The sequence below is a fragment of the Cryobacterium sp. M91 genome, assembly GCF_002929615.1.
Lineage (GTDB): Bacteria > Actinomycetota > Actinomycetes > Actinomycetales > Microbacteriaceae > Cryobacterium > Cryobacterium levicorallinum.
Genome location: NZ_PJJT01000081.1, coordinates 13,324 through 38,029, shown reverse-complemented (window position 1 = coordinate 38,029; position 24,706 = coordinate 13,324). Strand labels below are relative to the sequence as shown.

The 24,706-nt window shown below is 64.6% G+C and carries 28 protein-coding genes; 11 read left to right on the top strand and 17 right to left on the bottom strand.

What is annotated here, in order from left to right; all coding sequences use genetic code 11:
• Positions 1–6 precede the first annotated feature (6 nt).
• From CXY80_RS07780 to CXY80_RS07770, 3 genes are all read left to right on the top strand, one after another.
• Entirely contained in the window at positions 7–1,209 is a 1,203-nt protein-coding gene (locus CXY80_RS07780; protein WP_092448387.1) for a pyridoxal phosphate-dependent aminotransferase, read from the top strand.
• A 79-nt stretch (positions 1,210–1,288) separates the two neighbouring features.
• Positions 1,289–2,233 carry an ABC transporter ATP-binding protein gene (locus CXY80_RS07775; RefSeq protein WP_104132146.1) on the top strand — a complete coding sequence of 315 codons (945 nt, stop codon included), beginning with the start codon at positions 1,289–1,291 and terminating at the stop codon, positions 2,231–2,233.
• Entirely contained in the window at positions 2,230–3,084 is an 855-nt protein-coding gene (locus tag CXY80_RS07770; RefSeq protein WP_092448389.1) for an ABC transporter permease, read from the top strand. Before CXY80_RS07775 ends, CXY80_RS07770 begins: the two co-directional genes overlap by 4 nt.
• A gap of 21 nt (positions 3,085–3,105) precedes the next feature.
• On the opposite strand, the gene CXY80_RS07765 is transcribed toward CXY80_RS07770, so the two are convergent.
• Together CXY80_RS07765 and CXY80_RS07760 are read right to left on the bottom strand one after the other, a co-directional pair.
• On the bottom strand, positions 3,106–3,816 hold the full coding sequence (locus CXY80_RS07765) for a response regulator transcription factor (RefSeq protein ID WP_104132145.1): 711 nt from the start codon (positions 3,814–3,816) through the stop codon (positions 3,106–3,108).
• Complete coding sequence (locus CXY80_RS07760) at positions 3,813–5,240, bottom strand: ATP-binding protein (RefSeq protein WP_104132144.1); 1,428 nt, start codon at positions 5,238–5,240, stop codon at positions 3,813–3,815. Before CXY80_RS07760 ends, CXY80_RS07765 begins: the two co-directional genes overlap by 4 nt.
• Before the next feature lie 113 nt (positions 5,241–5,353).
• Here CXY80_RS07760 and CXY80_RS07755 point away from each other — a divergent pair, with 113 nt between their 5' ends.
• Together CXY80_RS07755 and CXY80_RS07750 are read left to right on the top strand one after the other, a co-directional pair.
• Positions 5,354–6,892, top strand: coding sequence for a PspC domain-containing protein (locus CXY80_RS07755; protein WP_158251604.1), 1,539 nt, complete (start codon positions 5,354–5,356; stop codon positions 6,890–6,892).
• A gap of 9 nt (positions 6,893–6,901) precedes the next feature.
• Positions 6,902–7,315 carry a hypothetical protein gene (locus CXY80_RS07750; RefSeq protein WP_104132142.1) on the top strand — a complete coding sequence of 138 codons (414 nt, stop codon included), beginning with the start codon at positions 6,902–6,904 and terminating at the stop codon, positions 7,313–7,315.
• A 142-nt stretch (positions 7,316–7,457) separates the two neighbouring features.
• Here the strand turns inward: CXY80_RS07750 and CXY80_RS07745 are convergent, their stop codons facing one another.
• The 3 genes from CXY80_RS07745 to CXY80_RS07735 are packed head-to-tail and all read right to left on the bottom strand — an operon-like array spanning position 7,458 to position 9,506.
• Complete coding sequence (locus CXY80_RS07745; protein ID WP_104132141.1) at positions 7,458–8,621, bottom strand: UDP-N-acetylmuramate dehydrogenase; 1,164 nt, start codon at positions 8,619–8,621, stop codon at positions 7,458–7,460.
• A 4-nt stretch (positions 8,622–8,625) separates the two neighbouring features.
• Positions 8,626–9,063 carry a MaoC family dehydratase gene (locus CXY80_RS07740; protein ID WP_092448394.1) on the bottom strand — a complete coding sequence of 146 codons (438 nt, stop codon included), beginning with the start codon at positions 9,061–9,063 and terminating at the stop codon, positions 8,626–8,628.
• Complete coding sequence (locus tag CXY80_RS07735) at positions 9,060–9,506, bottom strand: MaoC family dehydratase N-terminal domain-containing protein (protein WP_104132140.1); 447 nt, start codon at positions 9,504–9,506, stop codon at positions 9,060–9,062. Before CXY80_RS07735 ends, CXY80_RS07740 begins: the two co-directional genes overlap by 4 nt.
• A gap of 71 nt (positions 9,507–9,577) precedes the next feature.
• Here CXY80_RS07735 and CXY80_RS07730 point away from each other — a divergent pair, with 71 nt between their 5' ends.
• Both CXY80_RS07730 and CXY80_RS07725 read left to right on the top strand, forming a co-directional pair.
• Positions 9,578–10,039: a GNAT family N-acetyltransferase gene (locus tag CXY80_RS07730; protein ID WP_158251603.1), complete on the top strand. Its 462-nt coding sequence runs from the start codon at positions 9,578–9,580 to the stop codon at positions 10,037–10,039.
• Positions 10,040–10,202: 163 nt separating this feature from the next.
• Positions 10,203–10,823, top strand: a complete 621-nt coding sequence (locus tag CXY80_RS07725; RefSeq protein ID WP_104132139.1) for a HEAT repeat domain-containing protein — start codon at positions 10,203–10,205, stop codon at positions 10,821–10,823.
• Between the two features lie 53 nt (positions 10,824–10,876).
• Here the strand turns inward: CXY80_RS07725 and CXY80_RS07720 are convergent, their stop codons facing one another.
• Entirely contained in the window at positions 10,877–11,773 is an 897-nt protein-coding gene (locus tag CXY80_RS07720; protein ID WP_233195134.1) for a PfkB family carbohydrate kinase, read from the bottom strand.
• Positions 11,774–12,012: 239 nt separating this feature from the next.
• On the opposite strand from CXY80_RS07720, the gene CXY80_RS07715 reads away from it, so the two are divergent.
• Positions 12,013–12,315 carry a putative quinol monooxygenase gene (locus CXY80_RS07715; protein ID WP_092448397.1) on the top strand — a complete coding sequence of 101 codons (303 nt, stop codon included), beginning with the start codon at positions 12,013–12,015 and terminating at the stop codon, positions 12,313–12,315.
• Between the two features lie 78 nt (positions 12,316–12,393).
• On the opposite strand, the gene CXY80_RS19695 is transcribed toward CXY80_RS07715, so the two are convergent.
• The 8 genes from CXY80_RS19695 to CXY80_RS07680 all read right to left on the bottom strand — a co-directional run bounded on the left by CXY80_RS19695 (position 12,394) and on the right by CXY80_RS07680 (position 18,854).
• Positions 12,394–12,558: a hypothetical protein gene (locus CXY80_RS19695; protein ID WP_166787509.1), complete on the bottom strand. Its 165-nt coding sequence runs from the start codon at positions 12,556–12,558 to the stop codon at positions 12,394–12,396.
• A 141-nt stretch (positions 12,559–12,699) separates the two neighbouring features.
• Positions 12,700–13,404 carry an ABC transporter ATP-binding protein gene (locus CXY80_RS07710; RefSeq protein WP_092448477.1) on the bottom strand — a complete coding sequence of 235 codons (705 nt, stop codon included), beginning with the start codon at positions 13,402–13,404 and terminating at the stop codon, positions 12,700–12,702.
• Positions 13,397–14,185, bottom strand: a complete 789-nt coding sequence (locus tag CXY80_RS07705; RefSeq protein ID WP_104132138.1) for an ABC transporter ATP-binding protein — start codon at positions 14,183–14,185, stop codon at positions 13,397–13,399. Before CXY80_RS07705 ends, CXY80_RS07710 begins: the two co-directional genes overlap by 8 nt.
• Positions 14,182–15,180 carry a branched-chain amino acid ABC transporter permease gene (locus CXY80_RS07700; protein ID WP_233195132.1) on the bottom strand — a complete coding sequence of 333 codons (999 nt, stop codon included), beginning with the start codon at positions 15,178–15,180 and terminating at the stop codon, positions 14,182–14,184. The genes CXY80_RS07705 and CXY80_RS07700 overlap by 4 nt, the downstream gene beginning before the upstream one ends.
• Before the next feature lie 62 nt (positions 15,181–15,242).
• The gene (locus CXY80_RS07695; RefSeq protein WP_092448400.1) at positions 15,243–16,136 is read right to left on the bottom strand and encodes a branched-chain amino acid ABC transporter permease; all 894 of its coding nucleotides are present in this window, start codon (positions 16,134–16,136) and stop codon (positions 15,243–15,245) included.
• A 121-nt stretch (positions 16,137–16,257) separates the two neighbouring features.
• Complete coding sequence (locus CXY80_RS07690; RefSeq protein ID WP_198415557.1) at positions 16,258–17,427, bottom strand: branched-chain amino acid ABC transporter substrate-binding protein; 1,170 nt, start codon at positions 17,425–17,427, stop codon at positions 16,258–16,260.
• Positions 17,428–17,568: 141 nt separating this feature from the next.
• On the bottom strand, positions 17,569–18,198 hold the full coding sequence (locus CXY80_RS07685; RefSeq protein WP_158251602.1) for a GntR family transcriptional regulator: 630 nt from the start codon (positions 18,196–18,198) through the stop codon (positions 17,569–17,571).
• A complete protein-coding gene (locus tag CXY80_RS07680) occupies positions 18,126–18,854 on the bottom strand; it encodes an acetamidase/formamidase family protein (RefSeq protein ID WP_233195130.1) in 729 nt (242 codons plus the stop codon). The genes CXY80_RS07685 and CXY80_RS07680 overlap by 73 nt, the downstream gene beginning before the upstream one ends.
• Before the next feature lie 594 nt (positions 18,855–19,448).
• On the opposite strand from CXY80_RS07680, the gene CXY80_RS20090 reads away from it, so the two are divergent.
• Together CXY80_RS20090 and CXY80_RS07670 are read left to right on the top strand one after the other, a co-directional pair.
• Positions 19,449–19,889: a hypothetical protein gene (locus tag CXY80_RS20090; RefSeq protein WP_146070702.1), complete on the top strand. Its 441-nt coding sequence runs from the start codon at positions 19,449–19,451 to the stop codon at positions 19,887–19,889.
• The gene (locus CXY80_RS07670) at positions 19,879–20,304 is read left to right on the top strand and encodes a hypothetical protein (protein ID WP_104132136.1); all 426 of its coding nucleotides are present in this window, start codon (positions 19,879–19,881) and stop codon (positions 20,302–20,304) included. Before CXY80_RS20090 ends, CXY80_RS07670 begins: the two co-directional genes overlap by 11 nt.
• Before the next feature lie 40 nt (positions 20,305–20,344).
• Here CXY80_RS07670 and CXY80_RS07665 read toward each other — a convergent pair whose 3' ends face one another.
• From CXY80_RS07665 to CXY80_RS19430, 3 genes are all read right to left on the bottom strand, one after another.
• Entirely contained in the window at positions 20,345–20,662 is a 318-nt protein-coding gene (locus tag CXY80_RS07665; protein ID WP_104132135.1) for a HEPN domain-containing protein, read from the bottom strand.
• Entirely contained in the window at positions 20,662–21,117 is a 456-nt protein-coding gene (locus CXY80_RS07660) for a hypothetical protein (RefSeq protein WP_146070700.1), read from the bottom strand. The genes CXY80_RS07665 and CXY80_RS07660 overlap by 1 nt, the downstream gene beginning before the upstream one ends.
• Positions 21,118–21,688: 571 nt before the next feature.
• The gene (locus CXY80_RS19430; protein WP_158251600.1) at positions 21,689–21,844 is read right to left on the bottom strand and encodes a hypothetical protein; all 156 of its coding nucleotides are present in this window, start codon (positions 21,842–21,844) and stop codon (positions 21,689–21,691) included.
• 120 nt (positions 21,845–21,964) lie between these two features.
• Here CXY80_RS19430 and CXY80_RS07655 point away from each other — a divergent pair, with 120 nt between their 5' ends.
• Positions 21,965–23,980: a fructose-specific PTS transporter subunit EIIC gene (locus CXY80_RS07655; protein WP_104132133.1), complete on the top strand. Its 2,016-nt coding sequence runs from the start codon at positions 21,965–21,967 to the stop codon at positions 23,978–23,980.
• The last annotated feature ends 726 nt before the right edge of the window (positions 23,981–24,706 follow it).

Sequence of the window (24,706 nt, the reverse complement as noted above, 5' to 3'; positions counted from 1 at the left end):
CAACGTGTGGCTCACGAACTCAAGCGAATTTCTACCCGCATCGGCTCGATCGCGGAGTCGGCGACCCTCAAGGTCGACGGCAAGGCCAAGGCGTTACAGGCGGCCGGACGGCCGGTGATCAGCTTCGCGGCGGGGGAACCCGACTTTCTGACGCCCGAGCACATCGTCGAGGCCGCTTTGGTCGCCGTGCGTGACCCGAAGAACTACCGCTACACCCCGGCAGCCGGACTTCCCGATTTGCGCGAGGCCATTGCCGCCAAAACTCTGCGCGACAGCGGACTCGCGGTATCGCCGAGCCAGGTCGTGGTGACCAACGGAGGCAAGCAGGCCGTCTATCAGGCCTTCGCCACCCTGCTCGATCCGGGCGACGAGGTCATTGTGCCGACTCCGTACTGGACCACCTACCCCGAGGCCATCCGCCTGGCCGGTGGCGTGCAGATCGACGTATTCGCCGGCAGCGACCAGGGCTACCTGGTGACCGTCGAACAGCTTGAGGCCGCGCGCACCCCGCGCAGCAAGGTGCTGTTGTTCGTCTCACCGTCGAACCCCACCGGCGCGGTCTACTCCCCGGAGCAAACCCGAGCCATCGGTCAGTGGGCCGAGGACAACGGGCTCTGGGTCATCTCCGACGAGATCTACCAGAACCTCACCTATGACGGCGTGCGTGCCGTCTCGATCGTCGAAGCTGTTCCGGCCTTGGCCGACCGCACCATTCTGGTTAACGGGGTCGCCAAGACCTACGCCATGACCGGCTGGCGCCTGGGCTGGATGGTTGGCCCCGCTGACGCTATCAAGGCCGCGGCGAACCTGCAGTCGCATCTCTCCTCGAACGTGTCGAACATCTCGCAGCGCGCCGGCATCGCTGCGCTGAACGGCCCCCAGGAGGCCGCTGAGGGTATGCGCGTCGCCTTCGATCGCCGCCGCAAGCTCATCGTCGCCGAGCTGAACAAGATCCCCGGTGTGGTTACCCCCACCCCGCAGGGCGCCTTCTACGTCTACCCCGACGTCACCGGCCTGCTCGGCCGCTCGTGGGGCGGAGCTACACCGACGTCCTCGCTCGAACTGGCCGACCTCATCCTCGATCAGGCCGAGGTGGCGGTCGTTCCCGGTGAGGCCTTCGGACCGAGCGGGTTCCTGCGCATGTCCTACGCGCTCGGCGACGATGCCCTCCTCGAGGGAATCCAGCGCCTGCAGCGGCTGTTCGCCTAGTACGGCATCCGTCGACTGATGGATGAGGGAGACAACCATCGGAGGAGGTACGGGGGCGCGGAAGTGAGATCATGAATCCATGACAGCCACACCCCCGGTCGTGCAGGTGCGCGACCTGCAGAAATCGTATGGCAGTGTCGAGGCCGTGCGCGGCGTGAGCTTCTCGATCGAGGCCGGGGAAACCTTCGCCCTGCTCGGCCCGAATGGCGCCGGCAAGAGCACGACGATCGAGATTCTCGAGGGCTACCGTGATCGTTCCGGCGGTGAGGTGAGCGTGCTTGGCATTGATCCGCACCACGGCGGCTTGGATTGGAAGGCCCGCATCGGCATTGTGCTGCAGACCAGCAACGAGAGCGGCAATGCGACCGTGACCGAGCAGCTGCGCCACTTCGCCGGGTTCTATCCCCATCCCCGCGACGTCGACGAGGTCATCGACGCGGCGGGTCTGCGCGAGAAGGCGAAAACCCGCATCAGCAAGCTTTCCGGCGGGCAGCGCCGCCGAGTGGATGTCGCCCTCGGCATTATCGGACGCCCCGAGCTGCTGTTTCTCGACGAACCGACCACAGGCTTCGACCCCGAGGCCCGGCATCAGTTTTGGAACCTGATTCGCGGACTCAAGGCGGAAGGCACCACCATCCTGCTGACAACCCACTACCTCGACGAGGCCGCGCAACTCGGCGACCGTGCCGGAATCATCGTCGGTGGCCGGCTCATCGACATCGGCCCGCTCGACACAATCGGCGGAGCGGATGCCCGCGTTCCGGTCGTGCGCTGGCGTGACGGCAACGGATTGGTGCGCGAGGAGCGCACGAGCCGCCCGGCGCAGGTCGTGGCGGACCTAGTCGCCAGCGGCAAGGGCGCCGAACTCGAAGGTCTTGAGGTGATCCGACCAAGCCTCGAAGACGTGTACCTGTCCCTCGTGCGCGGTCACGAAGCGACGGCCGCCGGGAACGAAGCTGCCACGTCCGCCCCTGAGGCTCGGCCCGATCCAAGCCGGCTCACCGACAAGGACGTGCGAGCATGAGCGCCACGATAATGAGCACCCGCCCGCAGCACACAGCTCCGAGCACGCTCGCGCTCGGCCTGTCCCGCATCGGCTATGAAACACGCCTGTACTTTCGCTCCCCCGACACCCTGTTGTTCACGTTCTTTTTCCCCTTCATCATGCTTGGCATTTTCACCGCCGCGTTCAGCTCCTCCGGAAATATCGGTGCCAATCCCGACGGTACCGGCGGCGTCAGCGTGGGCGCCTACTACCTGCCGGGAATGCTCGCCGCCGGCATGCTTCTCTCCGGTGTGCAGAACCTCGCCGTCGATATCGCCGGCGAGAAAAGCGACGGCACCCTCAAACGCCTGGGCGGCACCCCGCTGTCCCCACTGAGCTATTTCCTCGGCAAGATCGGACAGGTGTTCGTCACCGCAATTCTTCAGGCCGGCCTCCTACTTCTCGTGGCGCGGCTGGTGCTCGATATCGCGCTGCCGAGCGAACCGGAGAAGTGGGCAACCTTCGCCTGGGTGTTTGTGTTCGGCGTGATCACGAGCGCGTTTCTCGGCATCGCGCTGTCGGCGGTGCCTCGGTCGGGGCGCAGCGCCACGGCCGTTGTGGCTCCCGTAGTGCTCGTGCTGCAGTTCATCTCGGGCGTCTACCTGCAGTTCACGACGCTGCCCGAGTGGATGCAGAACCTGGCGAGCATTTTTCCGCTCAAATGGATGGCGCAGGGCATGCGTTCTGTCTTCCTTCCGGAAAGCTTCGCTGCTGCCGAGCAGAGCGGCACCTGGGATTTGCCCTGGGTGGCCGGCGCCCTCGGCGTCTGGCTGGTGCTGGGGCTCGTGCTGAGCCGGGTGACGTTTCGTTGGATTCGACGCGACGCGTGAGCCTGGCCTGAGGCCCGGGCGCTAAAGCAGTTTGCGCGCGAGCGCCCAGGCGGTCAGTTCGTGGCGGCTGGACAGTTGCAATTTGCGCAGTACCGCCGACACGTGGGTTTCCACGGTCTTGGCGGCGATGAAGAGGGTGCTCGCGACTTCTTTGTAGCTGTAGCCGCGGGCGATGAGGCGCATCACCTCGGTCTCGCGGGCGGAGAGCCGGTCGAGTTCCTCCGTGGTTTCGGCGGTCTCGCCGGCGACGGCGCCGAAGGCGTCGAGCACGAACCCGGCCAGGCGCGGCGAGAACACGGCATCACCCTCGGCGACGCGGCGGGCGGCCTCGGAGACCTCGGCCCCGGAGGCGCTCTTGGTGATGTAGCCGCGGGCACCGGCCCGAATGACGCTCACCACGTCGTCGGCGGCATCCGACACGCTGAGCGCCAGAAACAGGGTGTGCGGGGCGCGCGGCGCCGCCTCGCGAATGACTTCGGTGCCGCCCCCGCCGCGGCCGCCGGGCAGGTGCACGTCGAGCAGCACGACTCGCGGCTGAAGTTCGATCACGCTCGCGATCGCGGCGTCGACCGTCGCCGCCTCACCAAGCACGACGATGTTCGCGTCGAGCTCGGCGCGCAGCCCCGAACGGAAGATGGAGTGATCGTCGACGATGAGTACGGGCAGGCCAGCGGATGCCGCGGCCGACGTTGTGGCCGCAGGGCCGCTTTGGCTCGGGTCATGGTTGGTCATCGCACGCTCGTTTCGGTGTGCTGCTCATCATTCGCCTGCGTGGCGGCCGCAGCGGGCAGGGTCAGCAGAATCTCGGTTCCGGTGCCGCCGGGGCCCGGGCGCACGGCGGCGTTGCCACCAGCCCGGCGCATCCGCCCGAGAATGGATTCGCGCACGCCGAGCCGATCTTTGGAAATCTGGTCAACCCGAAAGCCTGGCCCGCGGTCGGTCACGCTGAGTTGAACGCCCCGGGCGCCGGTCTCGAGATACACCGACACCGCTCCGCCGGCATGCCGGGCCGCATTGAGCATGGCCTCACGGGCGGCGGCGGCGAGTGCTTCTCGGGTGTCGTCAGACGGCGAGTCGGAGCTGCCGGCCGACCCCACGCCCATACCCGCTCCGACCGTCACCACCTCGAAATGCACTGCGAAGTCCTCTTCGATCTCGCCCGCGATGCGGCGCAGCGCGGTGGCAAGGTCGGTCGCCGGTTCGCCGCTGCCGCCGCGAGTTCCGGTGAACAGCCACTCGCGCAGTTCGCGTTCCTGAGCCCGAGCGAGCCGCGCGACGTCACTGTGCGGGCCAGCCTTCTGCTGAATGAGCGCGAGAGTCTGCAGCACGGAGTCGTGCAGGTGCGCGGCAATGTCGGCCCGCTCGGCCTCTCGCGCCCGCGCGGCGCGTTCGTCGGCGAGGTCGCTCCACAGGCGCAGCAGCCACGGAGCGGTGACCACTGCCACTCCCAGCAAAACGGATGCCGCCGCCAAAATAACCGTCCACGCGTTCGGGTTGGTGCCGGTCACGAAAAATAGCAGAATGCCGACGGCGACCAGCACGAGCGCCCCGAGAATGCGCACGAGCAACGCCGAGGATTGCTGCGCCGCACCACTGCGAATGTCAGCGAACTGGCGCCAGGCCAGCGCGGTTCCGGCGAGTACGACAATCGCGGGAACCACCACGGCGAGCGGAATGTCGGCGCCGAGGCGGCTCGCTACGAGGGCACCGCCGGCGGCCAGCAGGGCGAGCCCGAGCAGGATTTCGGTGACGGGCGCGGCGCGCGCGGAGTCGGCATCCGTTTTAACGGCGGGCGCAACGGGACTGGCGAACCGGGAGCCGCCGGGTGACACGACACCGGGTGAAATAGCATAGGGCGACACGACACCGGGAACCGCGGCGGAGCTGGCCAGGGGCGCCAGGCCGCGGGGTGACGTCGACGAGACGCGACTTGAACGGGCCAGGCTCGACTTGGGCAGCGGGTCGGCGGCCACCCCGCCCGACGGAACCGTACCCCAGAGCCACGCATAGAGCAGCACGCCGAAACCGCCGCAGAGGCTCAGCAGCACGGTCAGCAAACGAACGGTGACCACCGGAAAACCTGTGTGCTCGGCGAACCCCGCGCACACACCGCCCACGAGGCGCAGCCGGGGCCGAGTCATCCGTTCTGTTCTCACGTGTTTATCCAAGCACGCCCCACCGACACGACGGAACCCGCGCAGAATCAATCAGGGTTCAATCAGGGTCATCCCCCATGGCCGCGGTTTGGGCGCGCTGCCAGACTCGAATCATGACCGACGCACCGAGGGCCCAAACACCTCACCCCGACCAAATCACCCGATTCTTCGACTGGATTCGCGGAAGTGGACTCAACCGTGACGGCGACCGCTGGATCGCCGGCGTCTGCGGTGGCATCGCCGCCCGCACCGGGCTCGACCCACTGATTGTGCGCGGCATCGCCGTCGTGATCGCCATCCTCGGCGGCCCCGTCGTTTTCGCCTACGCAGTGGGCTGGGCGCTCATGCCGCGCGGCACCGGCCGCATCTACGCCGAAGAGGCCCTCCGCGGCCGCTTCCAGCCCGCCATGATCGCCATCGGAGCGCTGCTCCTGGTCACGGTCGTGCCGCTGTTCCGCGGCTTGTGGTGGAACGGCCCGACCGGATTCTGGGCCGTCCCCGACTGGCTCAACGGCATCTTCTCCTTCGGCTGGGGCCTGGCCGTTCTGACCGGCATCGTCTGGCTGATCGTGTATCTGGTGCGCCGCGCCAGGAAACCCGGCAGTACTGGCCCCGGGTTCGGCCCGTTCGCTCCCCCGGCCGGCCCGTTCGGCCCGGGCAGTGTCTACGATCCGAAACCGCCGTCCGGCACCGGCTACAGCGCGCAAACGGATGCCCCGGCCCCGCCGCCTACAGCGACCAGCACGTCCACCGAAACCGACCAGAGCAGCGCCCCGAGCACCGCAACGGCAACCGCCCCGACCGTCGCCTTCGCAGCCACGCCGACTTCGACCCAGAACCCGTTCGTCACCGGCGCAGCCCCGGTCGGTGCAACCTATCCGCCGGCCAACCCGTACGCATCGGACTCGGCCCGAAACATCCGCTCGCAGCAGAATCGGGACTGGCAGGAACAGAACCGCGCCCGCCAGGCTGCACACCGTGCCCGGGTGCGTGCCCGCCGTCCCGGCGCCGGCTACAGCGTCATCGTGCTGGGCCTGGCCCTGGCCACGGGCGCGGTTGCCGCCGGTGTGTACTCGACCGGCGTCTGGTCGCAGGATGCAATTTTGCTCGGCGTTGCCTTCACCCTCGGAGTGCTCGCGCTCGGCATCGTGACCGCCGGAATCCGCGGTCGCACCGACGGCGCCATGGGCGGGTTCGCCTTTCTGGCCGCGGCCACCTTGGTCGTGCTCGGCGTGTTTCCGCAGGGCACCCAATTCGCCGCCATCGGCGACACCGTCTGGCCGCTCATCGCCAATGACGCCGCCGTTGACCCGTCGACGAGCTACGTCATGGTTGCAGGGGAGTCCACGCTCGACCTGAGTGATTTCGACAACCCGGGGCTCGACGACGAGGATCGCATCTTCGACGTTTGGCTCGTGGCCGGCGTCACCAATATTCAACTCCCCACGGATGCCCCGGTGCGCGTCGAAACGCACGCACTGGTCGGCGGCGTGGAGTACTCGGGTCGGGCGGTGAACGCGGAGAACGGCGAGCGCACCGGAGTATTCGCCTCCGATCAGCGCACCTTCAACGCGAGCAGCCGCAGCGACGGCCCGCTGCTGCGCATCTGGACCATCGCCGGCGTCGTCACGCTCGATTCCTCCAACAACTAGGACCTCACAATGACCACTCCACTTTCTCCCGCGAACTCCGGATCCGACCACTCTGACGCACCGACCGAGGTCTTCGCCGCAAATTCGCCGGCAGCCGACGCGCCCGCCACCGAACCAAACCCGACCGCGCCGATCGCCGCCGCGGCCAGCCCCGCACCGGAGTCCGACCCGACGCCGAGCTTCTTCAGCCCGAACCAGGCCGCGCCGGCTGGCGAGGAGACACCATCCGCTCCCCGCTTGCGCCCCCGCTTCGGCACGATCCTCTGGGGCATTCTGCTGCTGGCGTTCGCGACTTACATGGTCGTGTTCACCCTGCTTCCGGTGCCGCCGGATCCCACGCTGTGGCTCCTCGGCGGCGTGATCGCGGTCGGGCTGGGCCTCGTCGTGGCCGGCATCGCGGCCGCAGCGCGTCGCGCCGACTGACCGGCCGCGTAAGGCGCCCTCACATCACCGAGCCGTGAGTTCACGTCACCCAGCCGTGAGTTTGAGCCCGTTTTTCGCGCAGAATGGGCTCAAACTCACGGCTCGGTGGAAGAAGGGGCGGCCGACCCTGGTCGACTCGAAGCTAGAGCGTCAGGCCGACCAGAACCGGTTCAGGCTGCAGATTCACGCCGAATTCGGCCTGCACCCGGCCGAGCACGTAGCGGGCCAGTTGGGCCACCTCTTCGGCGGTCGCGCCGCCCGTGTTCGTCAAGGCGAGGGTGTGTTTGCTCGACACGGCCGCCTTCGACCCGGGCAGCCGGAACCCGCGGGAAACGCCGGACTGCTCGATCAGCCAGGCAGCACTGAGCTTGACCAGGCGTACAGGTTCCGCGCCGGGAATCGGCCCGACACCCATATATTCCTCAATGGGAATAACTCGATCCGGCAGCTCCGTCGTCATCGGCCACTGGGGCGCCGATGCCGGCAGGGAACGCGCAATCGCCTCGGTCACGATCGGGTTAGTGAAAAAGGATCCGGCGCTGTACGTGTCGGGGTCGCTCGGGTCGAGCACCATACCCTTACCGGCCCGCAGGGCCAGCACCGTGTCGCGCACGGTCTGCAGCGGCACGCGATCGCCGAGCTGCACCCCGAGCGCACCGGCGAGTTGGGCATATTTCAGCGGCTGACCGAGCGTACTGCCCAAAACGGATGCCTCGGCGGCGGTATCGTGCAACTCCAGTTCGATCGCCAGGACGACTCCGCGCAAGCCCTGTTTGAGCACCGAGGTGCGGTAGCCGAGGCCGAGCTCGGCCCGTTCGAGGCGTTCGACCTCGCCGGTTTCATAGGAGAGAAAGTCAATCGCGACGAGGCTGTCCGAGATTTCCTGCCCGTAGGCACCGATGTTCTGCACCGGCGCGGCACCACACGATCCGGGAATGCCGGAGAGCGCCTCAATACCGGCCCAGCCGTGCTGGACGGCATAGGCGACCAGCTCGTCCCAGGGCTCGCCGGCCTGCACGCGCAGCCGCACGAGGTCTGCGGGACCGGCGCCAGTGGCATCCGCTTCGCTGGAATCATCGAGCACCTGGATGCCACGGGTCACCACGTGAATGACGATGCCGTCGAAGCCGTCGTCGGCGACGACGGTGTTGGATCCGCCACCGAGCAGCAGCCAGTTTTCGTCCATGCCCCAAACAACGAGGGTTTCGTTGATGAGGTCCTGCTCGGTGACCGGTGCCACCCGTGCTGCGGGCGGGCCGCCGACACGAAATGTGGTGAGTGTGCTCAGGGCAACGGGTTCAATCATGGGTTCAGGCCAGGTTGACGCGCGCCTGCGCCTTGCCGAGAACGGTCGCGCCGTTAAAGGTCACGGTCAGGTCGATACGGGCCACACTCGCCTCGACATCGAGCGCGCCGACCTTGGCGACCACCATCACGACGGCGCCGACGGTGGCGTCAACGAAGACCGGACGGGTGAATCGCACCTGATAATCGACGACGCGGGCCGGGTCGCCAGCCCAGTCGACGACGGGCTGCACGGCCAGACCCATGGTGAGCATGCCGTGGGCGAGCACGCCCGCCAGACCCACCGATTGCGCCACATCGTCGCGGTAATGAATGGGGTTGAAATCGCCGGATGCCCCGGCGTAATGCACGAGTGAATCGCGCGTCAGCGAGAAACTCGCCTCGGCGACGACGCTGCCGACCTCGAGGTCGGCCACTGACCTGATAGATGAGGCGGGGATCATTCGTCTCCCCTGACGACGAGGGTGGAGGTGGCGGTCACAACGTGGCCGCCGGTCGCATCGACGATGGTGGACTCGGCCGTCACCATCGAATGACCGCCCAGCGACTTGATGCTCGTGACCGCGAGGGTCGCCGTGAGCTCATCGCCGGCCACGATCGGTCGGGTGTAGCTGAAGCGCTGATCGCCGTGCACGACCCGGGTGAAGTCGATGCCGCCATCCGGTTCGGCCAAAAGCTGGGCCAGGGTGGCCTCCTGCAGGACCACAGCGAACGTGGGCGGGGCGACGACGTCGGCGTGGCCGGCCGCGCGGGCCGCTTCGGGATCGTGGTTGATCGGGTTGGTCGCGAACACGGCGCGGGAGAATTCGCGCACCTTTTCGCGGCCGACAAGATACGGTGCGACCGGCGGAAAGACCCGCCCCTGCAACTCTGGGTTCACTGACACCCGTTGAGTCTACTAAGTACACTCCCGCGGCCGGTCACGAGCACGCCTCGCCAGGGCGCACACTTATAACCGTGAAATGCGTATCCGTGCGCCTCGGTGATCCCGAGGTTGCCCCCCTTCTGCTTGACCTGCACCGTGAATATGAAACCCGATACGGCACGGGCGATTCCGTGCACGACGTCGACGGCACCGAGTTTGATCCCCCCTTCGGCGGCTTCCTTGTGCTGGTCGACGGCGACACGACCGTCGCCGGCGGCGGCCTGCACCGGTTCAACGCCACGACCGCCGAGGTCAAGCGCATGTGGACCAACCCCTCCTTTCGCCGCCAGGGCCACGCGAAAACAATTCTGCGCGAACTCGCGATCCTGGCGCGCAGCCTCGGCTATGAGCGGATGCGCCTGGAAACCGGCTACGCCCAGCCCGAAGCGCTCGCCCTCTACCGCGGCCTCGGCTTCACCGAGATCGGCAACTACGGCATCTACGAGCACGCTTCCGGCTTCGAGCTCGACCTTTGCCCCGAACCGGCGTCGTAGCGCACAACGCCGCGAGCCGACAGAAGTCCGCCCGCGGAATCCTGTGCTTGTCGACGAGGACCGCCCACCACCGACGCCGGTTCCGCACGATTCGCCGGTAGATCGCCGTCAGGGAGCGGTTTCGATGGCTCAGGGCGCGCCGGGGAGGTAGCGTTAGAGGGCTATGCAAAACAAATTGACTCCGCACCCCGACCTTCCGATCGACAGTCCGACCGAGGAACGCATTCGCGCCGCCGTCGCGCATTACGGCGAGAGCGTTGTCATCGACAACTCCGTGGCCCTGCTGCGCGCCAAGAACGCCGGAAAAGACTTTCTGCTCTACGCCGGCGGGCGCCACGCCCTCGGCATCCTTGAAGGTGCTCCGGCCCTGTACTGGCCCGAGCTGTGGGGCGCCCGCGCTCTGCTGCACGTCTGGGGCGAGCAGGCGGCGCCGTACATCGTCGTCGGACTCAACAACCAGTCCTGGCGGGTGCGCGAAATGTGCGCCAAAGTCGTGCTGCTGCGCGGACTGCAGGTCGTGCCCAAGCTGGTGCGTCTCACGACCGACGAGCACCCCCGCGTGCGCGCCGCCGCCCTGCACGCCCTCGCCGACCAGGGCACCACCGCCAACATTGCCACGATCGAGGTGCGCCTGCGCGACCCCGACAAGGAGGTGCGCCGCGCGGCCCAGCAGGCCCGCGACGCGATTCGCACCCGGCTGAAGTTCACTGATCCGGTTCCTGAGACGAGCACCGAAACGAGCGCGCCTGAGACGAGCGCGCCTGAAACAAGCACCGAGGCGTAAGCGCGGCTCGGCGCCCGACGAGCAGCCCGTCGCAGCATCCGCTCTGCCGGAGGTCACGGGCGTCGGAGCAGGGCGCCCTCCTGCCGGCAGGTCGCCGCGGCGGTGAGCATGGCGTCGGTCAGCAGCGCCTGCCAGCCGGCGGCATCCTGTGGCACACCGCTGTGAACGATGGTGCAAACGGATGCCGCGAGCGTCGCGTCCCCGGCACCCATCGTGTCGACGATCGGGCCGTCAAGCTCAGCGATCGGCACACTGACCAGCTCATGTTGGCCGACGCCCACCGACGCGCCAAGGCGCCCGGCCGTCGCGAGCACGGTACCCGCCCCGGCGTCAACCAGGCGGGTCCGCAGCTCCTTGAGGCTGCTGTCGTAGAGCAGGTCGGCGTCTTCGTCGCCCACCTTCACGAGCAGGCTGCGAGCAGCGAGTGCCTCGAAGTTGCGTACAAACCGCGGCCCGTCGCGCAGCATGCCGGCGCGGGGATTGGGGTCGATCACGAGGCGCTGCTCCGGGTCGCTCACACAGGCCGCGAACGCCTCGGTCTGATCGGTATCGTCGAACGGAAAACAGCTCACGACGACCAGTTCGGCGGCGTCGAGCGCGGCCCGCTCGGCAGCCCCGAACTCGATGCGGCGCGCTTTCGCGGCGTCGTTAAAGAAGTAACGAGGTTCGCCGTCGGTGCGGTCCGAAACCGCCCGGGACGATCCGAGCGGGCCAGGTGTTGCGATCAGTTGCACCCCATGCTGTTCCAAAAACGCCCGGATCACGGCGCCATCGGCATCCTCACCGACCATCGCGATCAGAGTCGTGGGCACGCCGAGCACGGCCAGCCCGACCGCCACATTGAGCGCGGCGCCCCCGGCAAACTCGCGGCTCGCCTCCGAATCACGCAGCACGTCGATCAGCGCGTCGCCAACGACGACGACACGGGTGGGAGCGTTCAGTCCAGGCACGAGGTCCAATCTTGTCGCACGCCGCAGACGGCGAGCGCGCAGGGAGGTGGTCGCACCGATTGTCAGGGGCAATCCACCGTGATTTTGCGTGCCTTGACTCTATAGTAAAAGTTCTGCCCTGATTGATTGAGTGGCGGCCGAGGCAGGTCCGGGCCGCTCACACCGCTAACCCCCTGGAAAGTTACACCCATGATTCTCACAACGGATGCCGCGACGACAGTAACCGAAGCGAGCGCGGCATGAGCGGTGCCGTGATCGCCCTCTACGCCGAGTTCACAGCCCTGCCCGGTCATGAAGCGGAAGTCGCTCATTTGCTGCGCGAGCTCACCGCGCACGTGCGCCGGGAAGCCGGTTGCGTCCGCTTCGACCCGCACCAGCTGGAAACCAATCCGGCGGCGTTCTTCGTCTATGAGGAATACCGCGACCTCGCCGCGTTCCACGCCCACCGTGCCGCCGCCTATGGCGCCGAGTTCAACCGCGCGCTCGGACCGATCATCGAGGGCGACGGCTCGACCCTGACCTTTCTGGCCCCACTGGTCTGAATCCCAGCCGGGCGTCACACAAAAACAGCCGACAGAAGGAGTCAGTATCCTGCTGCCGGCTGTCGTCCATCCTGCTGGTCAGGCACCCTTGCGCCCCGACATCGACCGCATCAGGAACATGATCACCGCCAGGATCGCGAGCACGATACCGACCCAGAGGAGAAACTGCAGAGACTGCACCAAGCCACCGGTAATGAGCAGCACGACCGCAACGATGGCCACAATAATTAGAAGCGGATTCATGATCCGACCTTTCCCTTCATGCGCGGGTAATTCCCGATTGCCCCGATCGTACCCCCGAATGAGGCTCAGACGCGGATACCGCACGCGGCATCCGCGTCCTTGTCGCATTGGCTCGTCGTGCTCAGATCGAGCCCACCGTCACTACGCGCCGAGGTACGCGTCGATGATGCGGGGATCGTTAAGCAGGTCGGCGGCCTGACCCTCGACCGTGGTGACTCCGCTTTCGATGACATAGGCGCGGTCGGTGACCCGCAGCGCGGCGCGCGCGTTCTGCTCGACCAGGAGCACGGTCGTGCCCTGGGCGCGAATCTCCTTGATGACGTCCATCACCTGGTTGACGATCAGCGGCGCGAGACCCATTGAGGGCTCGTCCAGCATGAGCATCTTCGGGCCGGCAATGAGCCCGCGACCGATGGCAAGCATCTGCTGCTCTCCGCCGGAGAGCGTGCCACCCTGCTGCGTTCTGCGTTCGAACAGCAGCGGGAGCAGCTCGAACACGTGCTCAATCCGAGCGGCGACGAGGCTCCGGTCCTTGACCAGGTAGCCGCCCAGCTGCAGGTTCTCCAGCACCGAGAGTGTGCTGAAGATGCGCCGCCCTTCGGGCACGTGGATGAGCCCGGCAGACACGACATCCCAGGGATTGGCCCGGCTGATGTCGCTGCCGTTGAAGGTCAGGTGCCCCGAGCTGGCTTTCACCAGAGCCGACGCGGTCGAGAGCGTCGTCGTTTTGCCGGCGCCGTTGTTGCCAAGCAGGGCCACGATCTCGCCCTCGTCAACGTGCAGACTCAGCCCGCGCAACGCCTGTACCTTGCCGTAATAGACCTCGACGTTGTCGAATTCAAGCATTGCCATCGATCTGCACCTCCTCGTTCTTGCCGAGGTAGGCCTCGATCACGGCGGGGTTCGCTTTGACCTCGGCCGGTGTTCCCTCGGCGATTTCGCGCCCAAAGTTCATCACCACGATGCGTTCCGACAGCTCCATGACCAGTCCCATGTCGTGCTCGATCAGCACGATCGAGGTACCGAGATCGCGGATGCGGCGGCACAGTTCGAGCAGCTTCTGCTTCTCCGTGTAGTTGAGGCCGGCGGCCGGCTCGTCGAGCAGTAGCAGCTTGGATTTTCGGGCCAGGGCCCGGGAAATCTCGACCTGTTTCTGTTGCCCATAGGAGAGGTTGCCGATCGGCACCCCGCGCGGGCCCTCGAAGTTCACGAAGTCGAGCCAGTAGTGCGCTTCTTCCGTGTAGGCGGCCTCGCTGCGTTTGAACCGGGGAGTGTGGAAAATAGCATCCGCCCAGCTCTGGCCTCTGTTCAGGTGCATGCCGGCGCGCACATTGTCGAGTACGGTCAGGTCGTTGAACAGGCGCAGGTTCTGGAACGTGCGCGCGACACCGACCGCGGCGATGTCGGCCGGTCGTTTTCCGGTGATGTCGGTGCCGTCCCTCACGACGGAACCGCCGGTCGGCTTGTAGAAGCCGGTGATGCAGTTGAACGCGCTGGTCTTGCCGGCCCCGTTCGGACCGATCACCGCGATGATCTCCTTCTCGTGCACGTCGAAGGTGAGGCCGTCGACGGCCTTGACGCCGCCGAAGGCGATCTGCAGGTCGTTGACCCCGAGTACGACGCTCATCGGCTTTCCCCTCTCGCGACCGCGGCGTCGACCGCGGTTTGTGGCGGCTCGTTCTTGTTCCCGCGTTCCTCTTCATGGCCGCGAGCCGGCCATAGGCCCTTGGGTCGAAACACCATCGCGACCACGAGCAGCAGACCAAAGGCCAGATAGCGGTATTCCGAGAGGTCGCGCAGCAGTTCGGGCAGCAGGGTGATGACGAGGGCACCGACAACGACCCCGCGCATGTTGCCCATGCCGCCCAGCACGACGGCCATCAGCACGAGGGCCGACTGCAGAAAAACGAAGCTCTTCGGGGAGATCGCCGAGAGGTGCGAGGCGAACAGCACGCCCGCGAAGCCGCCCCAGATGGCCCCGAAAATGTACGCCATGAGCTTCACCTTGTAGGTGTGAATGCCCATCGCTTCGGCGGCATCCTCGTCTTCGCGCACGAACCGCCAGGCCCGTCCAAGCCGGGACTTGCCCAGCCGGGCCGAGGCCAGCACGAAGAACGCCACAATCAGGATGGTCACGTAGTAGAACACGGCGGGACTGTGCAGGCTGAAATCACCGAAGGCCAGCAGCTTGGGAATGCCGAAGATACCGGATGGCCCGCCCGTGATGGTGAGATTGTTGGCCGTGATGCGGGTGATTTCGCCAAAGCCGAGCGTGACAATGGCCAGGTAGTCGCTGCGCAGACGCAGTGTCGGCGCTCCGATGATGAGTCCGGCCAGAATGGTCATGACCAACACCGCTGGGATGGTGAAGATCAGGGGCAGTTCGAAGGCCTTGGCAAAGATGCCGGCCGTGTAGGCGCCGACGGCCATGAACGCGATATAGCCGAGGTCGAGCAGGCCGCAGTAGCCGACGACGATATTGAGGCCAGCTGCGAGCATCACGAAGATCGCCGCCGTCGTCATCACATTGAGCGAGTACGGCGATGCGGTGAGCAGCGGGGCGAGCAGGGCAGCGGCCAGGGCGATCCAGCCCAGGTACTTGCTCTCGAACAGTCCGGACACCCAGGCGGCGACAGGGCCGGTGCGACGGGGGGGCCTGGCTCTTAAATGTTGTTCCACTCATGCTAGACACGCTCCGTAACCCGTTCGCCGAGAATTCCGGTCGGACGCAAAGTGAGGAAGAGGATCAGCACCACGAAGGCGAAAACGTCACGCCACTCGCCGCCGAACACCGAGGCGCCGAAGGCTTCGATCAGGCCCAATACCAGGCCGCCGAGCATGGCCCCCTGAATATTGCCGATGCCGCCAATCACGGCCGCGGTGAACGCCTTGAGGCCGATCAGGAACCCCATCATGAAGTCGATTTTTCCGTAGTAGGCACCGGCCATGACTCCAGCGGCCCCGGCCAGGGCCGACCCGATAAAGAACGTACGGGTGATGACCGAGTTGACGTTGATTCCCATCAACAGGGAACCCTTCATATCGAGCGAGATCGAGCGCATGGCGCGACCAGTCGATGTTTTCTGAATATAGGTATTGAGCGCGATCATCAAGATCGCGGCGATGGCCATGAGCAGCACCTGGGGCAGCGAGACGCGAGCGCCGAGCACGTCGAACACGTCGCCTTCGAGGCGCACCGGGTAGCTGCGCGGGTTCGGCCCGGCGATGGCGCTCACGCCGTACTGCAGGGTGAACGAAACGCCGACGGCCGTGATCAGCACGGCTAATCGTGGGGCATTGCGCAGGGGGCGGTAGGCGAACCGTTCGATCAGAACGCCGGCACCGCCGGTGAGCAGCATGCTCAGCAGCAGCACGACGAGCAGGGCACCGATGCTCAGCGCCCCGGGGAGGCCTCCGACGGAGGCCAGCATGACGAAGCCGATGAAGGCACCGAGCATATAGATGTCACCGTGGGCGAAGTTGAGAAGTTTAATGATGCCGTAGACCATGCTGTAGCCCAGCGCGATCAAGGCGTAGAACGAGCCGACAAACAACCCGTCCCAGATAATTTGCATCATGTTGGTCCGTTTTCTGTAAGCAGTGGAGCGGATGTCGCGGCGTGGGCCGCGGCATCCGCTTCAGGGGTCAGGATCTTGCGTTCAAGACCAGAGTCCGGACCCAATGATCAGAACTACAGGATCAGGACAGGTCATCCTCGAGGGCGAAGGCGCCATCCTGAATGGACAGGATGATGAATCCACCGTTCGACAGGGTGTGATCGGCCGTGAAGGTGAGCGGGCCGGAGAACATCTCAAACCCGTCGATGGCCTCGAGCGCCGCGATGATCGCGTCGCCGTCGGTCGAGCCAGCCTCGTCGATGGCATGCGCCGCAACGCGAACCGCGTCATAGGACTGCAGCGAGAACGGTCCGGGAGCGCTGCCGAAAGCCTCTTCGTAGCTGGCGATCCAATCGCCGCCACCCTCGAGGGTGTCGGGGGTCTGGGTCATTGTGGCGAGTACGCCTTCGGCACCGGCCCCGGCGATTTCCGAGATGGAGCCGTCGACGCTGCCGTCGGCCACCATTATGTCGCCTTCGAAGCCAGAATTGCGCAGCTGGTTGATAATGAGACCGCCCTCCTGGTAGTAGCCGGTCCAGTAGACGAGCTCCGGGGCGGCATTCATGATGTCGCGCACGGCGGCGGAATAGTCGCTCTCACCGGGAGTGACCGAGGTGCCCAGGGCGAGCGTCACTGTGCCGTCTTCCTCGATCAGGCGGGCGGTCTCCGCGGTGATGTCCGCCGAGTAGCTGTCGTTGTCGTCGACGAGGGCGACGGAGGCGACGCCGGTCTTCAACATGTACTCGAGAGCGGCAGTGGACTGCTGATTGCCCGTGCCGTTGACAAGGAAAACGTTTTTGAGGCCCTGGTTGACGAGGTCCTGCGAGTTGGCCGCCGGAATGATCATGGGCACGTTGGCCTCTTCGAAAATCGGCAGCTGCGGCAGTGTTGCGCCGGAGCAGTAGCCGCCGACCGAAACGACGGCGCCGGCCGAGACGGCCTTGTTGGCGCTCGCCACGCCCTGCTGGGCGTCGCAGGCTTCGTCTTCGACGAGCAGCTCGAGTTGGCGGCCGTCCAGGACGCCGCCTGCCTCGTTGATTTCGTCCACGGCGAGCTGCGCCGCATTGGCCATGTATTCGCCGGTCGGGGCGCTGCTGCCCGAGATGGGAACGACCATGGCCAGCTTGACCGTGCCGGTCTCTTCGCTGCCGGCTTCGTCGGCGGCGAGCAATCCGCCGCTGCAACCCGATGTCGCAAGAAGCATCGCTGTGGCGACGCCGAGCAGCAATGTGCTCTTCTTTGAGATTCTCATGTGTGCCTCTCCTGTGAGAGCGCCGAGCAAGTGTTCTACACGCCTTGATCGCAAGACGGCTTGGAACAAGCACCCAAACACCCCAGTGCTGTATGACATATTACACACGCGGATCGTTGCACCGGCGTCCACACTCCGGCCTCAGTGCGGCCCGTCGGGTTCCGAGCTCCACCCGGCCACGGTGCCGAGGTGGCTGACTGTGAGCTCACGCAGCGCCTCGGATTCTCCGCTTGCCAGCAGATCGAGCATGACGTGGTGCTCGCGCGCCGTGCCCCACAAGTCGTCGCTCTGCATCATCGCGGCGATGCTCACCATTCGAGTTTGCGCGCGCAGTTCGCTGACCATTTCGACCAGCCGGGCGCTGCCGTGCAAGGCCAACAACCCGAGATGAAACTGCCGATCAGCGGCGAGAAATCCGGCCAGGTCCTTCTGCCGCGCATACTCAGAGATCTGTTCAGCCACGCCGCGCCAGCGCGTGAGCGTCTCAGCATCGAGTGTTCCTGCGAGGGCGCCCATCGTGGGAGCCTCGAGCAGCTGGCGCAACTCGATGACGTCGCGCAGGTCTTTGTCGCTCATCTGCGTCACCCGAAAACCCTTGTTGCGCACCGAGGTCACGAATCCTCGTTGTTCCAGATCCAGCATTGCCTCCCGAACTGGGGTGGCCGACACCTCGAAGCGGATGGCCAGGGTCGGCACGGTCACCAGGGTTCCGGGAGCGAGTTCACCGGTGTTGATCGCGGCCGCGAGCGACTGCGCGATACGGTCCCGCAACGTCGAACCCTGCTCCACTTTTTGAATCGATAACACCTCGGTGGCTCCTCACTTGCCGATGCGGCCGCTGCGAGCCTCGTGCCGCCCAGTATCCACCGCCGGGCGGCAAATGAGTAATGCACTACTGTGCCGGAGCCGGTCGGTCCGCCGAGCCGGGAGTGCCCGACGGCGCTCATGACCGCGACGGCGTCGCCGTCATCCCACCCGTGGTCGCTCACGAGAAAGTAAAACACGTCCTCGTAGCCGCGCGTGATGCGCTCTTGCACGGGGTCACCGAGACCGACGAACACCCACTCGATGAGGGTTTGAACCCGCGGCGCCCGCAGGTTCATGCCCTTTCGCAGTTCGACACTCACAACCGCGATGCCCTCAGCCTCAATCGCGATGAATGAAGATCCTCCCTCCGCCATGAACGCGTGAATGTCGCCGATCGACAGGTAGGCACCCTCGACCATGACGTGCAGGTAGACGATCGAACCGGGGCCGCAGTCGGTGACGTCCATGTTTCCACCCTGAGCAGAGGAGGGAATGATCGTGGAGTTCATTCCCTCAGCGGGCGCCGTTCCGATGCACCCGATCATCGGGCGTGGGGCGAACACGTGCCGGTCGGTCACGTGCACACCGGCGCTGTCGATAGGAATGCGGCTGGTGAACATCCGCTCGCCCATGTCATGCTGCAGGGCGCCGGAACCGGGAAGACTGACCGACCACCCCCAGTCAGAAACACCCCGGACTTCCGCAGAAGTCCGGGGCGATTTTAGTGAATACCGTGTAGCGGGAGCGGGAATTGAACCCGCGACACCACGATTATCGTGAACCAGACTCAGAGGGGTCACGGAGGCCTCATACGGTCGTTGATCCCAGTGAAACACTGGCTGGGTGATCACACACTCGTCCCCTTGCGGATTTCAATCTGCGGGGTAAATGCGGGGTTTCTGCGGGGTTTCAGGAGTGACCACCGTGACGGCGATCTGGATCGCGTCTCGCCGCGACCTAGTCGCGGGTGATCGCATATCTCACTCCGGCCAGACTTCGCAGTGAACGACGCAGATTTCAGGCAACAGTTATGAGCCAGGCCACCGGAAGAGTCCGCTCAAATCTTGACACCTTGCGGGTCCCGCAGGGGTCTCCCTGGCAGGTTTCTACAAAGATCACGGCCTCAGCGTTCACACAAAGCTCGGGTCGGTGGGCTGATGTGGGGATTCGATCGGTCGATTGCGTGCCGTGACGCCGCTAGGCTGAAGCGCATTGTGGCTAGAAACTTCGGGAGAGACGCACATCGTGCCTCAAAGAAAGCTGCCGCGAGTGCGTTCGACAAGGTCGTTGAGCAACGCTGGGCAAACCCCCCTTTAGAAGACTGCGAAGAGGAGACAATCCGTTACCTGGATACAGCCTCAAGCCGGGTTACTCAAAGAGTCTGGCGGAGTCGGTCAGATTCCAGAATTGTGGACTGCGCTGTGGTTCATGAGATAGCTCATGAAGAAGAGTGGCATGAAGTGGCGAAGATCGATTGTAGCCACCAGGAAGTGCATCGTCATGAAGCAACCAAAGACAAGACCGGTACCCGTCTTAGAACCGTAATCCGCGTTATCTACTCGCAAGCCGATGTAGAAGATACGTACCAAAATTCTGTGGACGAAATTTTTGACAATCTTGTTGAAAACGAAGGGAAGTGGCGACATGGCCGCTGAAGACAGCAATGCAGTTCTGCGCCGCAACTACGCGCGCAAACTGATGACGGCCATCACACGCAACAAGCTTCACAGCATGCTTAAAGTCCGAGCAGAAGATGGAAGTCAGCCAATAATCGTCGCTCTCGGTAGCGACTGTCTAAGCGATGTGGGGCCTCGCATACGCGCGGCAGGGGGGTCTGCCAATCTCATCATTGTGGACAGCAAGTTGAGCATCCACATCATCGACATTGAAAATATGCGTCCTGCCGAGGATTCCACCGCTCAGGACGTTGCCGACATTCACAAAGACATCACGATGGAATTTCTAATTGACTACATGCGCAAGCAGCCCGGTGGCTCGGGTCTGCTTCGGTTTGCCTTCTCGGGTGTTGATATCTCTGCGTCATCCCGCCGCGAGCTCCAGCTGACGTAAGGCTCCCGAACCTGTAATAGTCGTTTCGATCGCCTTGGAGCTATTCGACCTTCACAAAATGGCGAGGCTGCCTGTCGGCCGCGAGTCGCGATTTCACCACGTCCATCGCGATACCGAGTTCCAGCGCGACCCACGCTCGCACGACCATGACGCTTTCAGCCCACGAAGTCAGTACATCGACATCATCAGCTAGGGTCCGGTTCGCGTGTTTCAACGCGTTATATGTCGCCACGGTTTGTTCGGCCCACGTGGGGCCATCGAATGGGAGACAATCGCCTAGGTCAGCGAGAATCCGATCGAACCGCGACTTCAGCGTGGCTCCCGCCGCCTTGTTCGACCCCATGCCGTCGCGAAGCATCAACAGGTACCCAGCGCCTCCACGCCTGGGCTTGTGTGGGCGAGGCGCGTCTGTGGAGTCGCGTTGCGAAGATTATTGCTGGTGATTACGGGGTCGAGGGCTCGAACGAATTGGTCCCGAAGAGCAATCCAGCGACCGATTCCCTCAACGCCGAAGTCTTGGTACTGCACCAGGTGCGGAAGATGGCCCTTCGGCGCCGGCTTGCGCTCGTCATCCGAAACGACGATCTCGCGCCACTGCTCCCCATGGGAAAGGCCGTCCAGAGTCGTCATTGGATCGTCTTCGCGCAGCGCACGTACTGCGATACAGGATTCGTCGCGCCACCTCGAACGAAAGTCGAGTGCCATCCCCGAGTGTTCACCGACCTTCAACGTCGCGGTATCAAGAGAACTCAGGATGTACTTGTGAGTACCGTCGCCCACTTCACGTCGCTCTTCCCAGGAGGTGAGGCCCAACCACTCACGGAGTCCGGATATTTCGGTCTGCACCCCGTGGGGTCGGTCGAATTCCGTGTCTTCCCTCACACCCATAATTGCAGCTCGAGCCCATAACGCTCGGTGCTCCCCCGGCCTGTAGGCGGTGTCTCACCGTTCGCGGCCATCCCCCGGCATGCCAACACACCCGGATCGTGTTGCCTTTGCTCGCTGCCTGGCGCAACATCCTGAGTCCGCAAGAATCTAGAGCTGTCACGCTGTCCAGTGCCCGGTGGGAGATGCGGCACACCACGCTCCCCGACAATGTGCGGGAGAGACCTTGTATGCCGACAACCACAGTGCTTCCATCCTGAAGCCGTCAGTAACCTAGTCAGTGATGACGCTCCCTCGTTCCAACCCACCGGGTTCACACAGGCCGAGCGCTGATATCCCCGGTGACGCCGCTGCCACCAGAGGCCCTGAACGAACGGAGAAAACATGCAACCGGTCCCGGCCCGCTCAGATAATTCGCACGCCGTAAAAACCGCGGGGGCTAGCGGTGTCCCCCCTGACAGTGTCAGTGCCGGCAGGCGTAGCGCGGGCGGGTCGCGTTCTACTCCACGAGGTCTGGAGATTCTCCGCACCAGTTGCCGATCTCGTCGTGCGCCTGGTCGATTGCGGTTACATCGCCGCCGCGCCGCATCGATACCACCGCATCGTAGACCCCGTCGTCACCGATGGTGACTTCACACAAGCTCGCTGTTACCACGACACCTCAGGGACGCGCTCGCACTCCTATGCTCTGGCGGGAGAATGATAGAATTACAAAATTGGCTCAGGCCGTTAGCAGAACTTCCGGTCGGCCTAGCCCAGGAAGGACTCAACAGTCATGCCCAAACTTTTTGCCGATGCGAAGTCGGCTTCACCGAGATTGTTGATCCTGGGAATCACGGCCTGTCCCACCGGCATCGCGCACACTTACATGGCGGCGGAGAAGCTGGAGAGCGCGGCAACAGAGCTCGGCTATGAGATAAAGGTCGAGACGCACGGCTCCGTTGGCGTCGAGGGAACCTTTAGCCAGGACGACATTGATCGTGCGGACGCTATCGTGATCGCGGCCGATACCCGGATCGATCGGTCGCGCTTTGCTGGCAAGCGGATCGTCTCCGCCAAGGTTGCCGACGGTATACACAACCCCGCCGAACTCATTCGGAACGCCCTCGCTACCTCACCGTCCGCAGCCGGCGACGGGGACGGGGACGGGGACGCCACAGTCTCGAGTGCAGGCAGGGCCGACGTCGGGGGTATGTTATACCGCGCTTTGATGAACGGCGTGTCTTACATGATCCCGTTCGTCGTGGTCGGTGGACTCCTGATCGCCGTCTCGCTTTCCTTCGGTGGCGAGGCGACCCCGAATGGGCTCGTCATCCCGGAGGGCAGTTTCTGGCTGACGCTCAACCAGATCGGTGGGCTCGGTTTCACCCTAATGGTGCCGATTCTTTCCGGTTTCATCGCTTACGCCATCGCCGACCGGCCCGGACTCGCACCGGGCATGATCTGTGGCTGGATTGCCACGACCGGGGCCTTCTATAATTCCGAATCGGGCGCCGGCTTCATTGGCGGCATTGTCACCGGATTCCTGGTCGGCTTTGTCGCCCTCGGCATCAAGAAAATCCCCGTGCACCGCTTCATCAAGCCGATCATGCCGATCCTGGTTATTCCCGTGCTCACCACCGTGATCGTCGGCGGCGCCTTCGTGCTCGCCCTCGGCCAGCCGATTAGCTGGGTCTTCTCCACCATGACCACATTCCTCACCGGTCTCCAAGGCGGCAGCGTGGTCGTGCTCGGCCTGATCCTCGGCGCCATGATCGCCTTCGACATGGGCGGTCCGATCAACAAGACCGCGTTCCTCTTTGGTGGGGCACTGATCGCAGCGGGGAACTCAGCTCCGATGGGCATGGTCGCCGCGGCGATCGCCGTTCCCCCGCTCGGGATGGGCTTGGCCACGCTGATCCGCGGCCGTTACTTTTCCAAGCCAGAGCGTGAAGCCGGCATCGCCGCACTGTTCTTGGGATTCTTCGGCATCACCGAGGGCGCGATTCCGCTCGCCGCGGCCAAGCCGTTGCAGGTCATCCCGGCGAACATGATCGGTGGCGCCGTGGCCGGGGGCATTGCTGCCCTGTTCGGGGTCACCAACTCCGTACCGCACGGTGGCCCGATCGTCGCCGTCTTCGGTGCGGTCTCCGGGGTGCCGATGTACTTCACCGCCCTGCTCGTCGGTGCCGTTGTCACCGCCCTCGTATCGGTGCTGCTGCTCGGCATCTCCGCGCGCACGACGGCCCACCGTACGTCCGCAGATGCCGATGTTTCCAGTCCAGTAGTGCGCGAATCCGTCTCGGCATCTGGTCCTCCGGCGAAGAAGACCGTACTCGACTACATCGACGAACGCACGATCGTGCTCGACGTCGACGAGACCGACCGGGACGCGATGATCCGCACTCTGGCCGGCCTGATGCACACGACCGGCCGTGTCACTGATGAGACCTTGGTAATCCAGGCCGCCTTCGCTCGCGAGGAGCATGGTACAACGGGTATCGGCGACGGCATCGCGATCCCACATTCCAAGTCGAATGGGGTGAGCGCCCCGGTGCTCGCCTTCGCCCGCAGTACAAATGGCATCGACTGGAACTCAGCCGACGGTTCCAAGGCCACGTTGATCTTCATGATCGCCGTTCCGGAGGCGGCAGCCGGAACCGAACACCTCAAGGTTCTCGCTCAACTGTCCCGCGCCCTGATGAAACCCGCATTCCGGGCCGCGATCACGTCCGCCACGGCCCCGTCAGACGTGCTCGAAGCGCTTGCTGTGCAGGTCGGCACGAAGAAGGCCGAACGCGCCACGCCCTAGTCGTTCGGACGGTGCGCCCAAGACGCCAGCGCACGCCGAATACGGCTTCACTCACCGCGGGCACACCCTCGTACCGGCACACAAACCACTCGCAAAATGAGGAGCCATTGTCCGCACAGACGTGGCCCGAACCAGTCCCCAGTCCCAGTCCCCGCAGCTGAGCGCGTAGCACCGTCACGAATCGGGCACGAGCCCGTGTGACAAGACCTATTGCCGTATTTCTCGTCCAGGCAAGGGCGGAATTTGATGCTCGCATTGTTGTCAAAGGGACTGTCTCTTAAACGGTGTTTCCGAGACACTCCCCGCCTTAACAAGGTCGAAGCCTCGACGACGGGAACACTATGAGCAGCAACGCACGGCAGGTACCCTACCGTTGCGAAATGAATCGCTCGGGCGGAGCGTGTCCCTCCATATTTTGTCATACGCAAATCCATGCGGCGGCAGGCCCCGGCCTGCCATCGGGCCGCCACCGCCCGTATCTTCGGCAAGTTGCCGCTCAATCCGGATACGCGCAGCTGGTACCAGGGCGTCCGGTGAGAGGTGCGCAGCAAATCCGATCTGCTCTAGGACGGCTGGACGGTGCTACGCGCCAGACCGCGAGCTACACAGTGACATTTTTCCACATACCAAATCAACGAATTCACTCCAATTACCAGCACAAAACAAATTGACTATGAAACACTTCACTCACCGAAACGTTGCTACGAAAACATCACTTCGCCGACC

Bases quoted from the DNA above. Each gene is read 5' to 3' on its own strand.
- CXY80_RS07775 (WP_104132146.1), top strand. From the start codon at position 1,289: ATGACAGCCACACCCCCGGTCGTGCAGGTGCGCGACCTGCAGAAATCG.
- CXY80_RS07770 (WP_092448389.1), top strand. From the start codon at position 2,230: ATGAGCGCCACGATAATGAGCACCCGCCCGCAGCACACAGCTCCGAGC.
- CXY80_RS07765 (WP_104132145.1), bottom strand. From the start codon at position 3,816: ATGACCAACCATGACCCGAGCCAAAGCGGCCCTGCGGCCACAACGTCG.
- CXY80_RS07755 (WP_158251604.1), top strand. From the start codon at position 5,354: ATGACCGACGCACCGAGGGCCCAAACACCTCACCCCGACCAAATCACC.
- CXY80_RS07750 (WP_104132142.1), top strand. From the start codon at position 6,902: ATGACCACTCCACTTTCTCCCGCGAACTCCGGATCCGACCACTCTGAC.
- CXY80_RS07745 (WP_104132141.1), bottom strand. From the start codon at position 8,621: ATGATTGAACCCGTTGCCCTGAGCACACTCACCACATTTCGTGTCGGC.
- CXY80_RS07740 (WP_092448394.1), bottom strand. From the start codon at position 9,063: ATGATCCCCGCCTCATCTATCAGGTCAGTGGCCGACCTCGAGGTCGGC.
- CXY80_RS07725 (WP_104132139.1), top strand. From the start codon at position 10,203: ATGCAAAACAAATTGACTCCGCACCCCGACCTTCCGATCGACAGTCCG.
- CXY80_RS07715 (WP_092448397.1), top strand. From the start codon at position 12,013: ATGAGCGGTGCCGTGATCGCCCTCTACGCCGAGTTCACAGCCCTGCCC.
- CXY80_RS19695 (WP_166787509.1), bottom strand. From the start codon at position 12,558: ATGAATCCGCTTCTAATTATTGTGGCCATCGTTGCGGTCGTGCTGCTC.
- CXY80_RS07710 (WP_092448477.1), bottom strand. From the start codon at position 13,404: ATGCTTGAATTCGACAACGTCGAGGTCTATTACGGCAAGGTACAGGCG.
- CXY80_RS07705 (WP_104132138.1), bottom strand. From the start codon at position 14,185: ATGAGCGTCGTACTCGGGGTCAACGACCTGCAGATCGCCTTCGGCGGC.
- CXY80_RS07695 (WP_092448400.1), bottom strand. From the start codon at position 16,136: ATGATGCAAATTATCTGGGACGGGTTGTTTGTCGGCTCGTTCTACGCC.
- CXY80_RS07690 (WP_198415557.1), bottom strand. From the start codon at position 17,427: ATGAGAATCTCAAAGAAGAGCACATTGCTGCTCGGCGTCGCCACAGCG.
- CXY80_RS07680 (WP_233195130.1), bottom strand. From the start codon at position 18,854: ATGTTCACCAGCCGCATTCCTATCGACAGCGCCGGTGTGCACGTGACC.
- CXY80_RS07670 (WP_104132136.1), top strand. From the start codon at position 19,879: ATGGCCGCTGAAGACAGCAATGCAGTTCTGCGCCGCAACTACGCGCGC.
- CXY80_RS07665 (WP_104132135.1), bottom strand. From the start codon at position 20,662: ATGCTTCGCGACGGCATGGGGTCGAACAAGGCGGCGGGAGCCACGCTG.
- CXY80_RS07655 (WP_104132133.1), top strand. From the start codon at position 21,965: ATGCCCAAACTTTTTGCCGATGCGAAGTCGGCTTCACCGAGATTGTTG.